At 71.7% G+C, this 11,351-nt stretch carries 10 protein-coding genes; 3 read left to right on the forward strand and 7 right to left on the reverse strand.

The genetic code is table 11. The annotated features are described in order from the left end of the window. Positions 1-56: 56 nt before the first annotated feature. The 7 genes from AB0M54_RS39725 to AB0M54_RS39755 form a co-directional block, all read right to left on the reverse strand. Positions 57-704 (reverse strand): ATP/GTP-binding protein, encoded by a 648-nt coding sequence (locus AB0M54_RS39725; protein ID WP_364312858.1) that lies wholly within the window; start codon positions 702-704, stop codon positions 57-59. Continuing rightward, entirely contained in the window at positions 682-1,116 is a 435-nt protein-coding gene (locus AB0M54_RS39730) for a DUF742 domain-containing protein (protein ID WP_364312860.1), read from the reverse strand. Before AB0M54_RS39730 ends, AB0M54_RS39725 begins: the two co-directional genes overlap by 23 nt. Continuing rightward, the gene (locus tag AB0M54_RS39735) at positions 1,113-1,583 is read right to left on the reverse strand and encodes a roadblock/LC7 domain-containing protein (RefSeq protein ID WP_285686133.1); all 471 of its coding nucleotides are present in this window, start codon (positions 1,581-1,583) and stop codon (positions 1,113-1,115) included. The genes AB0M54_RS39730 and AB0M54_RS39735 overlap by 4 nt, the downstream gene beginning before the upstream one ends. Beyond that, complete coding sequence (locus tag AB0M54_RS39740; protein ID WP_364312862.1) at positions 1,580-4,306, reverse strand: ATP-binding protein; 2,727 nt, start codon at positions 4,304-4,306, stop codon at positions 1,580-1,582. The genes AB0M54_RS39735 and AB0M54_RS39740 overlap by 4 nt, the downstream gene beginning before the upstream one ends. After that, the gene (locus tag AB0M54_RS39745) at positions 4,293-5,405 is read right to left on the reverse strand and encodes a hypothetical protein (RefSeq protein ID WP_364312865.1); all 1,113 of its coding nucleotides are present in this window, start codon (positions 5,403-5,405) and stop codon (positions 4,293-4,295) included. Before AB0M54_RS39745 ends, AB0M54_RS39740 begins: the two co-directional genes overlap by 14 nt. 351 nt (positions 5,406-5,756) lie before the next feature. Then, positions 5,757-7,427: a DUF885 domain-containing protein gene (locus AB0M54_RS39750; RefSeq protein WP_364477180.1), complete on the reverse strand. Its 1,671-nt coding sequence runs from the start codon at positions 7,425-7,427 to the stop codon at positions 5,757-5,759. 10 nt (positions 7,428-7,437) lie between these two features. Then, positions 7,438-8,514, reverse strand: a complete 1,077-nt coding sequence (locus AB0M54_RS39755; protein ID WP_364312869.1) for a PHP domain-containing protein — start codon at positions 8,512-8,514, stop codon at positions 7,438-7,440. A gap of 18 nt (positions 8,515-8,532) precedes the next feature. Here AB0M54_RS39755 and mtnA point away from each other — a divergent pair, with 18 nt between their 5' ends. The 3 genes from mtnA to AB0M54_RS39770 are packed head-to-tail and all read left to right on the forward strand — an operon-like array spanning position 8,533 to position 11,225. Beyond that, the gene (gene mtnA, locus AB0M54_RS39760; protein ID WP_364477182.1) at positions 8,533-9,501 is read left to right on the forward strand and encodes an S-methyl-5-thioribose-1-phosphate isomerase; all 969 of its coding nucleotides are present in this window, start codon (positions 8,533-8,535) and stop codon (positions 9,499-9,501) included. 9 nt (positions 9,502-9,510) lie between these two features. After that, positions 9,511-10,557, forward strand: a complete 1,047-nt coding sequence (locus AB0M54_RS39765) for a hypothetical protein (protein ID WP_364312874.1) — start codon at positions 9,511-9,513, stop codon at positions 10,555-10,557. Between the two features lie 20 nt (positions 10,558-10,577). Then, positions 10,578-11,225 carry a hypothetical protein gene (locus tag AB0M54_RS39770; protein WP_364312876.1) on the forward strand — a complete coding sequence of 216 codons (648 nt, stop codon included), beginning with the start codon at positions 10,578-10,580 and terminating at the stop codon, positions 11,223-11,225. Positions 11,226-11,351 lie beyond the last annotated feature (126 nt).

The following is an 11,351-nucleotide window of genomic DNA, read 5'->3' on the forward strand; positions in this document are numbered from 1 at the left end:
TCTGCCCGTTCGAAGGCCGTTTTGGAAACCGCGAACCTGTGCGATCAGATGCACACTCAGTGAGAATTCATCTTGATCGACTTGTGCAGTGCCTGGTCGAGGACCACAAGCAGGGCGTCGCGCACCGAACCACGGAATCGTGCGTCAAAGGAGAGGACGGGCACGTCTTCCCGCACTGCGAGAGCCCAGCGCACCTCGTCGAGGTTGTAGGCCAGCTGACCGTCGAACGTGTTGACCCCGACGACGAACGGCAGACCGGCCCGCTCGAAGTAGTCGACGGCCGGATAGCAGTCGTCGATCCGGTTGGTGTCGACCACCACCAGGGCACCGAGCGCACCCCGGATCAGGTCGTCCCACATGAACGCGAACCGGGACTGACCGGGCGTGCCGAACAGGTAGAGCTTCAGCGTCTTGTCGATCGTCACACAGCCGAAGTCCATCGCGATCGTGGTGGTCGTCTTGGACGTCGCCGGCCCCGGATCGTCCACGCCGATCGACTCCATGGTCATCTCGGCCTCGGTGGTCAGCGGCGAGATCTCCGAGATCGCGCCGACCGTGGTGGTCTTGCCGACACCGAAGCCACCGGCCACGATGATCTTGACGGGGACCGGAGGGGCGCTCCGCCGCTGCTCGTCGGGCACCCGCGCGGTGCCGACGATGCGGCTGTCCGGCAGGCCCGGCTCACGATATGGCTCGTAGTCCACGGATCACTCGCATGATGGTCTCGGGTTTCGGGAATTCGTGGTTCAGCACGTGCACCTCGAGCTGGCCGGCCGCCCGAAGGTCGCCGACGAGGATGCGGGTGACGCCGAGGTGCATGCGCAGGCGGGCCGAGATCTCCGCCACCGACAGCGGCTCCACGCACAGGGTCACGATGGCGCGCTTCTCCGGCGGCAGCCGGGTCGGCACGGCGCCCGGGTGGGCCGTGACCTGGGTCTCCATGCCGATGTCGGGGTCGGGACCGTCCACCCGCCCGGACGTGATGACGAACGGGCGCAGGGTGGAGTTGGAGTCACCGGCCTCGGTCGGCCGGGGTGACGGTTTCATCCGCAGGAACGGCCGTACCCCGGGCGCGGGCTCGCGTCCGGGGTGATCGGGGCCGCCCGGGTAGGTCATTGCTGAACGGCGTTTTTCAGTTCCGCGATCAGGCGGGGGCTGAGTGCGCCACCGGCCCGGGTGGCGAACAGCGTCATCTCGTACGCGAGCGTGCCCAGGTTGGCCGTGCGGTCGGCGATCACACCGAGCACCGAGCCGGCGCTGATCGCCGTGACCAGCAGGTAGCCGTCCTGCATGTCGATGATCACGCGGTTCAGGCTGCCCAGGTTGTACCAGCTCGCGGCGCCGCCGGAGAGGCTGGTCAGGCCGGAGACCACCGCGGCCAGGCGCTCGGCGTTGGGCCGGTCCTTGATCGCCGACATGGCCATCAGCAGGCCGTCGGAGGACACGGCGATGGCCTCGATCACCCCAGCGGTGCCGGACGTGAACGAGTCCAGCAACCAGTTGAAGGTTTTCGCCTCCGCACTGAGCTGCGAGTGCGCGTAGTCGCGACCGCTGTTGGTTTCGGTGCTATAGGGGGAAGTCATCGCGATTGTCCCTCGTGTTGGCTCTTCGACTCATTCAAGGCGAGTGCGACTCCGTACTCGAACTGCTCGACCAGGGCGCGCGCGGCGTCCGGGTCCAGGGGCTGGCGCGGCGAGGCGGCCGGCGTGTGGTTCTGCGGCTCGGGAGCCGGCAGCGAGGCGCCCGGGACCCGGCGGGCCAGCGGCGGGTTGCCGTCGGCCGACGGGGCGGTCATCCCGGCCTCGATGACGTCCCACTGCGCCCTGGTCACGCCGGCCTCGAAAGCCTCGAACGCGGCTCGGGCGGCGAGCGCGTCGTCGGTGGACGGCGGTGCGGCGGGCGTCTGGGGACCGGTGTCCTGCGGCAGCTGACTGCCCGGCACCCGCCGGCGCAGACCGTTGCCGTTGCCATTGCCGTTGCGGGCCGGCTGTTCCGGGCCGGTCCGCTGCCGGGGGATGGTGACCGGCTCGAACTGCTGCGGCTCGACCTGGTGCGGCTCGAACCGCGGTGGTGCGGCCGGCGGCGGGGGGACCGGCGCCGGGGTCATCTCGATCGGCACCGGCAGCAGCTCGGGCATCGCGGCCGGGTGCCGGCCGGCCACCGGGGTGCCGGCGTCGTAGGGCCGGCCCGGCTCGTCCCGGCCGTACGGCAGGTCGTCGACGATCTCGGCGTCGATCGGCGTGGCCGACGAGGTCAGCTCGGGGTGGGGCGAGGCGAACGCGTTCCAGGTCTGCGCGCTCTGCAGGGTCCGGGTCGCGCGGTCGAGCACGTTCGCGTCGAACGGCTGGAAGCTGCCCGGCGCCGATCGCCGGACGCCGCCGGCCAGCAGCGCCCCGAACTCGCTGGTCGGGCTGGTCACGATGGCCTGGATCGGCGTGCCCGGCGGCAGCGTCTCGGCCGCCGGGACCAGGTGGGCCGGGCGCAGGTCGATCCACGCGGTGACGCCGCCCTCGGGCGTGTCGGTCAGGGTGACCTCGATGCCGTGCCGGCGGGCCAGCCGGCCGACCACGAACAGGCCGAGCACCTCGGTCGGCGCCAGGTCGAGGCGCTCACGGCGGGTCAGCCGGGCGTTCTCCTCGGCCAGCCGCTCGGGGGCCAGGCCCAGGCCGTGGTCGACGATGGCCAGCCGGGCGCCGCCGCGCAGCTCGGCCGCGGTGACCATGACCTGGGTGTGCGGCGGGGAGAAGGCGGTGGCGTTCTCCATCAGCTCGGCCAGCAGCAGGGTCAGGTCGGCGACCAGGGCCGGCACGACCACGATCTCCTCGGGCACCTCGACCTCGACCCGGGTGTAGTCCTCGATCTCACCCAGGGCGAGCCGGACCACGTCGGAGAGCGGCAGCGGCGCCATGTGCTCGTTCGTGCCGGCGCCGCCGGAGAGCACCACCAGGCTGGACGCGTTCCGGCGCAACCGGCTGGACATGTGGTCCAGGCGGTAGAGCTCGCGCAGGCGGTCCGAGTCGGTCTCCCGGCGCTCCAGGTTGTCGATCAGCGCGAGCTGACGACCGACCAGGTTCTGCGTACGCCGGCCGACGTGCCCGAACATCTGCGCCACGTTGCGCCGGCCGCCGACCTGGCGCTCCACCAGCCGGACGGCGGTGGTCTGCACCCGGTCGAAGGCCCGGGCCAGGTCGCCGATCTCGTCCCGGGCCGCCACATCCACCGGGTCGAGCCGGATCGGTCTGGCCACCTCGGCCTCGTCGTCGGCGACCCGCTCGAGCTCGGTCTCGGCCGCCCGGGCGATGCGGTCGGCCGAGCTGGTCAGGCGCTGCAGCGGCCGGGCGACCGCGCGGGCCATCACGATGCTCAGGCCGAACACCATCAGCAGCAGCAGCAGCGACGCGCCACCGACCCAGTACGCGGTCCGCAGGGCGTCGTCCCGGTTCGTGGTCACGGCCGCGTTCACGTCGGCCGAGACCCGCTTCTCGACGAAGCCACCGAGCACGTTCACCGACTGCAGCGACCCGAACAGCGAGTCGCGGTTGAGCAGCCCGATCGCCTTGGCCGGGTCGGTCGCCGCCAGCGTCAGGAACTGCACGCCGACCCGGGACGACCAGGCGTCCTGGGCCGAGAGGTAGAGCTTGTACTGCGAGGGCGTGAAGAACACCTGCGCGGTGAGGATGTCGTTCTGGAGCCGGATCAGCAGCGACGCGAACAGCCCGACGAACTGCGGGTTGTTGGCGATCGCGGCGGTGGTCAGGTACGACGACGACTGGCTGATCAGGTCGTTGGTGCGCAGGGCGTAGTCGAGCGCGTAGAGCTGGCGGCCGACCGAGGTGGTCAGGTCGGCCTGGGTGCGCAGCTGGAGCCCGTCGATCAGCGGCTGCACCACCGCGTTGAAGTCCTGCACGAGCTTGTACGGGTCGGTCTTGCGGCTCAGGACCGCGGCGCGGGTGTCGTTCAGCCGTGCGGCGTTGGCCACCGCGCCCTTCATCGTGGCGTTCAGCGGCTTGTCGCGGCGAGTCAGCGCGGCCAGCTTGTCCTGCACCTTGGCGCTCTGTGCGACCAGGTCGGGACTCTGCACCAGGCCGAGGAAGTAGCCGGACGAGAGCAGGCGCTCCTCCTGGAGGTCCTGCACGGCCGAGCCGACCGCGTTGGCCAGCTCGACGGTGTCCTTGATCCGCTGGGCGTCGCGCGCGGCGTCGACCCGGTTGATCACGATGGGCACGGCCAGTGCGACCACGCCGAGCAGCGGTACGAGAACCAGCAGGGTCAGCTTGCCGAGGATGCGGAACTTACCGAAGAGCACCGGAACGCTCCCGCCGATCGGGCCCGGCCTGTGTGCCGTAAGGCGGCGCGGGATCATGGGCGTGGGCGGCGGCGAACGGGTCGCGGGCGCTCGGCAGCGAGTCGGCCAGGCTGACCGGCTCACGCTCGGGCACCGCGCGGCCCCGGCGCCGCCCGGTGGCGATCAGCAGCACGACGGCCAGCACCAGCAGCACGACCAGGGCGCCCATCACGATGGTTTCGATCCGCCGGCTGTCCAGCCGGTCCATCCGGCTGTCCAGCAGGCCGCGCATCTCGCGGACCAGCACACCGGAGAGGCTGGACAGCGAGGTCTGCAGCTGGCTCTGCGCGGTGGCCATCGCGGCCGCGTTCGGGGCGCTGCTGCCGCCGGGGCTGGCGCCGCGGATGAACGCCTCGACGCCGCGGCGGAACGCGTCCACCGTGGTCACCAGGCTGCCGCTGAGCGTGGTGCTCTCGGTGTCGTCGACCGCCGCCTGGAGGTTGTCGGTGAGCGAGGCGACGTTGGTGTTGACCGCCAGCACCGCCGCGCCGAACTGCGGCAGCAGCGCGGCCTGGGCCTGCGCCCGGGCCTGGGCCGAGCCGCTCGGGTTCTGCAGCATCAGCGCGAGGTCGCCCATCCGGCTCACCATGACGGTGGTGTTCGGCAGGTCGAGCGCGAACGCCTGCTGCAGGTGGGACAGGTCGTTGTCCGGGTCGCGGCTCAGCGTGGAGTTGTCGGCGACGCTCTTGAACAACGCCAGCGTCAGGTTGGTCACCTCGACATGGGCCTGGTAGATCTGCAGCGGCTGGCCGGTCACCGAGCTGAGCCGGTTGATCCGGTCGCGCAGGCCGGTCCACCGCTCGCGGGTGCCGAGGTCGTCACCGATCCGCTCGTCGATCGCGGCCATCCGGCTGACCGCCGTGGTCAGCGAGGCCGGCGCGGCCGTTACGCCCTGCATCGACGAGGACTGCGCCTCGGTCAGCGCGCTGACCAGCGGCGCCAGGCCGCCCAGGTATTCGACGCCCTGCTGTTCGCTCTGCGCGTCGTCACGCTCGCCGGCGTTCTGCTGCCAGGACCGGAAGAAAAGCGTGCCGGCCGGCGCCAGAATCAAGATCGTCAAAACGACCGCGAGCGCGGAGCGTAGACCCGACGGGCCATTTCCGTCCGATGCTGCCATTGCCTCTTCCTCCGCCACGGGCACTACTGAGCCGCCGCCCGGCCATCGATCACCCTCTGTAATCGCACAGACGCGCGGATCCGGGCCAATCTATCCCGAGAAATACTCAAGGGACCCCTTACCGCTGGTCAGTCTTGAATCGTCTGATCGGGGGATGCGCCGCGGGCAGGGTCGGTTGTATCGAGAGGAAAGGCATGGATATCGGTCAATTATTAGGCCGATAGTGACGGGACAACAGCGGAGAGTGCCGAAACTGCGGACGGTAACGCAGCGGACACAAAGTCCGTCGCGTTTCTAAATGCGAGAGAGGGCTTTTCTGAGTGGGTCGAGCCCGAGAACGCCCAGATTTAACGCGTCCTGATGGAAGGCTTTCAAGTCGAATTCGGAGCCTTTGCGGGCCTTGGCGTCGTCACGCGCCTGCAGCCAGATTCGCTCGCCCACCTTGTACGCCGGCGCCTGTCCCGGCCACCCCAGGTATCGGCGCCACTCGAAGCGCAGCACGTCCTCGTCGACCCGGCAGTGCGCCCGCATGAACTCCCAGCCCAGCTCCGGCGTCCAGCGCTCGCCCGAGTGGAAGCCGAACGGGTTGTCCCGGGGGATCTCCAGCTCCAGGTGCATGCCGATGTCCACGATCACCCGCAGCGCGCGCAGCGCCTGGCCGTCCAGCATGCCGAGCCGGTCGCCGGGGTCGGCGAGATAGCCGAGGTCGGCCATCAGCCGCTCGGAATACAGCGCCCAGCCCTCGCCGTGCCCGGAGCACCAGGCCAGCAGCCGCTGCCAGCGGTTCAGCCGGTCGGTCAGCAGCTGGACCCCGCCGACCTGGAGGTGATGGCCGGGCACGCCCTCGTGATAGACGGTCGACGTCTCGCGCCAGGTGGAGAACCGGGTCTGCCCGGCCGGCACCGCCCACCACATCCGGCCCGGGCGCGAGAAGTCCTCGGTCGGCGCGGTGTAGTAGATCGCCCCGTCCGAGGTCGGCGCCAGGCAGGCTTCGAGCTTCCGCAGCGGCGGCGCGATCTCGAAGTGGGTGCCCGCGAGCTCGTCCATCGCCTTGTGCGCGACCTGCTCCATCCACTCCCGGAACGCCTCCTTGCCCGGCACCCAGCGGGCCGGGTCGGCGTCCAACGTGGTCACCGCGTCGTCGATGCTCGCGCCCGGTCCGGCGATCTCGGCCGCCACCGCGCGCATCTCGGTCTCCAGCCGGTGCAGCTCGTCGAAGCCCCAGGCGTACGTCTCGGCCAGGTCGATCTTCGCGCCCAGGAAGTACTGCGAGGCCAGCGCGTAGCGCTCCGGACCGGCGGCCTCCTTGTCCCGCCCGCGCGGCGCCATCTCGGCCCGGAGGAACTCGGCGAAGCCGGCCACCGACGCGGTCGCGGCCGTGGCCCCGCGGTCGATCTCGGCGCCCAGCGTGCCGCTCGCGCCGACCCGGCGGGCCAGGCCGCGGAAGAAGTCGTCCCGCTCCGGGTCGGCCCAGGCCTCGCACAGGTCGGCCGCGGCCAGCAACTGGGCCCGGGCGCTGACCTGGCCGGCCTCGGCCGCCTCGGTCAGCGTGCGCTGATATTCCTGCACGGCGCGGGGGAACGCCGCGAGCCGGGCGCTGATGTTGGCCGCCGCCTCCTCGCCCTGGGTCGGCATCAGGTCGAACACCTGCCGCAGGGCGGCCACGCCGTGCGAGATGACGCTGACCTCGCTGGCCGTGTAGCCGGCCTCGTAGCGGGACAGCTCCAGGCCGAGCCGCTCGAGCATGGCCTCCTTGGCGACCTGCTCGGTCTCGGACTCCGGGTCGATCAGGGTGAGCTCGGCGATGGTCCGCCGGGCCAGCTCGCCCTGGGCGGCGTAGCCCTCCGGCGACAGATCGTCCAATTTGTCGTCCTGGCCGGGAACACCGATGAAGGTGGCGCCGGTCGGGTTCAGCGGAGCCCAGGCGGCGATGTACCGGTCGGCAAGGTCAGCTACGTCTCCCACCGGCCCGACACTACCGCTCGTGCGACGCCGTCCAATCGAGCAGGCGCGACGTCGTCCAGGTGTTCACGACCCGTTCGACCGGTACGCCGCACAGCGCCGCCCGCTCGCAGCCGAACCGCAGCCAGTCCAGCTGGCCCGGGGCGTGCGCGTCGGTGTCGATGCTGAACAGGCAGCCGGCCTCGACCGCCGCGGTGAGCATCCGCTTCGGCGGGTCCAGCCGGTCCGGCCGGCAGTTGATCTCCACCGCCTTGCCGTGCTCGACCACCGCCGCCAGCACCTTGGCCAGGTCGAAGTCGCTCGGCGGCCGGGTCGGCGAGCGGCGGTGGGCCCGGTCGCCCTCGGCCTTCACGCCGGCCGCCGCCGCCGACACCTTGCGCCCGGTCATGTGCCCGAGGATGTCCAGATGGGGGTTCTCGATCGCCCGCAGCATCCGGCGGGTCATCCGCGGCGCCTCGTCGCGCAGCTTGCTGTGCACCGAGCCGACCACCACGTCGAGCCGGGCGAGCAGCGCGTCCTCCTGGTCGAGCGAGCCGTCGTCCAGGATGTCCACCTCGATGCCGGTGAGGATCCGGAAGCCCTCCGGTAGCGCGTCGTTCACCCGGGCCACCCGGTCGAGCTGCTGGCGGAGCCGGGCCGGCGACAGGCCGTGGGCCACCGTCAGCCGGGGCGAGTGATCGGTCAGCACCAGGTACTCGTGGCCCAGCTCGACCGCGGCCAGGGCCATCTCCTCGATCGGCGAACCGCCGTCCGACCAGTCCGAATGCGAGTGGCAGTCGCCCCGCAACGCCTCCCGCAGCTTCGCCGCCGCGCCCTGCAGGTCGGTGCCCTCGGTCGCCTCCATCCGGCGCAGGTAGGCCGGGACGGTGCCGGCCAGCGACTCGCCCACGGCCAGCGCGGTCACGTCACCCACGCCCTTCAGCTTCGACAGCGTGCCCGAGGAGACCCGTTCGCGTAGTTCGTCCGGGGGCAGCGCGGCGATCGTCGCGGCGGCCGAGCGGAAGGCGCGCACGCGGTAGGTGGCCTCGTTGGCGCGTTCCAGCAGGAAGGCGATGCGGCGGAGGTCGGCGACCGGATCTCTGGCGGGCATGTCTGCAGAATAGGAGGCATGCGGACGATCGACTGGGTGGACGGCGCCATCGAGATCATCGACCAGACGGCGCTGCCGGCCGAGGAGCGGGTGCTGCGGCTGACCACCGTGCCCGAATTGATCACCGCGATCCAGACGCTGGCCGTGCGGGGCGCGCCCGCCCTGGGGGTGGCCGGGGCGCTCGGGGTCGCCCTGGCCGCCCGCCTCCATGCCGAAGATCCCGAAGAGCTTGCTCTGTGCGTACGCGCGATAGAAAGCGCCCGGCCCACCGCGGTGAACCTGGCCCGCGGAGCGCGACGCACCGCCCAGCGACTGCCCGAGGGTCCGGGCGCCGCGCTCGCCGAGGCGTTGCGGGTGCGCGACGAGGAGATCGCCGCGTCCGAGGCGATGGCCACCCGGGGCGCCGACCTGATCACCGAGCTGTGCGGCCGCGCGCCGCGGATGCTGACCCACTGCAACACCGGCGGGCTGTGCGCCGTGGTCGGCGGGACGGCCCTCGGCGTGGTGCTCGAACTGCACCGGCGCGGAACGCTGCGGGACGTGCTGGCCAGCGAGACCCGGCCGCTGCTGCAGGGCGCCCGGCTGACCGCGTGGGAGCTGACCCGGGCCGGTGTCGACTTCCGGGTGGCGGTGGACGGGGCCGGGCCGTTCCTGATGGCCCGCGGCGAGGTGGACGCGGTGGTCGTGGGGGCCGACCGGATCTGCGCCAACGGCGACACGATCAACAAGATCGGCACGTACGCCCACGCGCTCGGCGCCCGCCGGGCCGGCCTCCCGTTCGTCGTGGTGGCGCCGGAGTCCACGATCGACCCGGACACCCCCGACGGCGGCGCGGTGGAGATCGAGGACCGGGCCGCCGCCGAGGTCACCGCCGGATTCCCGGCCGCCAACCCGGCCTTCGACGTCACACCGTACGACCTGATCACCGCGATCGTCACCGACAGGCGCGTAATCAGACCGGCCTCCGGCGAGCGCCCCGACGCGTAAAATCCGTACGTGACACGGGGATTGGCGGCGCTTCTCACGCTCACGGCCGGCCTCGCCGCACCGGCCTCCGCAGACACCACACCACCGGAATACCACTCCGTCACGTTCTCCCGGAGCACCGCCACCGTGGCCGGGCTGGAGACCGAGTTGCTCTCGGTCAGCGTGCGCCTGACCGACGACGACTCCGGTGTGGAGGTGCACCCGGGCCTCCCCGGCTGGGAGGGCTATTCGCCCGCCGTCCGGGTCGGCTCGCGCTGGGTCCACCTGACCCTCGGCTCCGGCACCCCGCGGGACGGCGTCTGGACCGGCGGCGTGGCGATCACCTCCGACTGGGCCACCGGCGCCTACCGGCCCGAGAGCGTGGTCGCCTACGACGTGGCCGGCAACACCCTCGAGACCGACCCGCGAACCGCCGGCGAGGTGCCGTCGATCGACGTGCACAGCTCGAACAAACCGCGGCTGACGCTCACTTTCACGCCGAGTCCGGCCACCGTGGACGCGCCGCTCACCCGGATCGTCCGGGTGGCTGACGGAACCACCGGCCGGCCGCTGGCCGGCGCGCCGATCGGCCTGGGCTACGACAACGTCTGCGCCGAAGACCCCAGCCGCACCCCGGCCGGGCACACCGACAGCGCCGGCGAGTTCCGGTCGACGCTGCCCGCCGCCACCTACGACCAGGGCCACTGTGCCTGGATCTCCGGCGACAACGTGCCCCGGCAGAACCCGACCCTGATCGCGCCGACCTTCCAGGCCCCGGCCTACCGCTGGTCGGTCACCGGTAAGCCGGCGCGGGCATCGGCCCCGGCCGGCACGAACGTCGCCGTGACCGGTTCGCTGGTGCCGATCGCGCCATTCGGCACGACGGTCCAGCTCCAGCGCCGCTACAGCGACAACACCTGGCACACCGTCAACACGGCGCGGACCGACGGCAACTCGCAGTACAGCACTCTCGCCACCCCACCGGGAGTGGCCACGTACACGTACCGTGTGTTCGTCCCCGCCATCGAGTCGCGCGCGGCGGGCACCTCGGCGACGTTCACCATCCGCGGCACCTAGAACGGGGAGGTTCTCCGGTCGTGCGACGGGCGTTTGTGGCGTTGACCCTGGTCCTGGTGACCGTTCTCGGCCTGGCGGCGCCGGCCCAGGCGGCCCCGGTGATTCGCTTGTGGAATCCGGGCTTCTTCTTCCCCGGTGACTTCGTCATGCAGGGGGTGACGGTGTCCGCCCCGGGCGTCCCGGTGGCCATCGGGTACGGCGACGAGTGCGCGACCGGCTCGGGCAGCTACGCCGCGGGCCACACCGACGAGCGGGGCGACTTCCGCATGACGTTCCCGGCCGGCCGCGACTACACCGGGGAGTTCTGCGCCTGGCTGACGGACGGCGACCCGGCCGCCCGCCTCGGCGAGGTCCGTGGCCACGTCGGCTACTACTACGTCCTGCAGGCCGCGCCGGCCCGGCGGGTGGTCCTGGCCGCCACGGATGTCGCCGTGGCCGGCGTCCTGCAACCGTTCCAGTCCGGCAAGGAGGTCCTCCTCCAGCGCCTCTACCGGGACGGGCAGTGGCGCACGGTCAACCAGGGCCGGACCGACACGACGGCCGGCTTCAGCGTGGTGGCCACCCCGCCGACCTCCGGCACCCACCGCTACCGCGTGGTGGCCGCGGAGGAACCGCACCGGGCCACCAACCACTCGCCCGAGTTCACCATCCGCAGCGTCGAGGCCTAGCCCCGCATTCCGCACGTCGGTGATCGTGGGCGGGTTTCGGCGCGGCGGGTTGGCCGGGGGCAGGTTCGGTGGCAGCGTGGCGGGGTTGTGAGAGAGCGTGCGCGATACGGTGCGGTGCCGTCGGTG

Origin of the sequence: Actinoplanes sp. NPDC051470 (genome assembly GCF_040682035.1) — a bacterium.
GTDB lineage: Bacteria > Actinomycetota > Actinomycetes > Mycobacteriales > Micromonosporaceae > Actinoplanes.

What these genes read in the sequence shown, in the direction of transcription:
- AB0M54_RS39730 (WP_364312860.1), bottom strand. Translation starts at nt 1,116, where the DNA reads ATGACCTACCCGGGCGGCCCCGATCACCCCGGACGCGAGCCCGCGCCC.
- mtnA (WP_364477182.1), top strand. Translation starts at nt 8,533, where the DNA reads ATGCGGACGATCGACTGGGTGGACGGCGCCATCGAGATCATCGACCAG.
- AB0M54_RS39735 (WP_285686133.1), bottom strand. Translation starts at nt 1,583, where the DNA reads ATGACTTCCCCCTATAGCACCGAAACCAACAGCGGTCGCGACTACGCG.
- AB0M54_RS39755 (WP_364312869.1), bottom strand. Translation starts at nt 8,514, where the DNA reads ATGCCCGCCAGAGATCCGGTCGCCGACCTCCGCCGCATCGCCTTCCTG.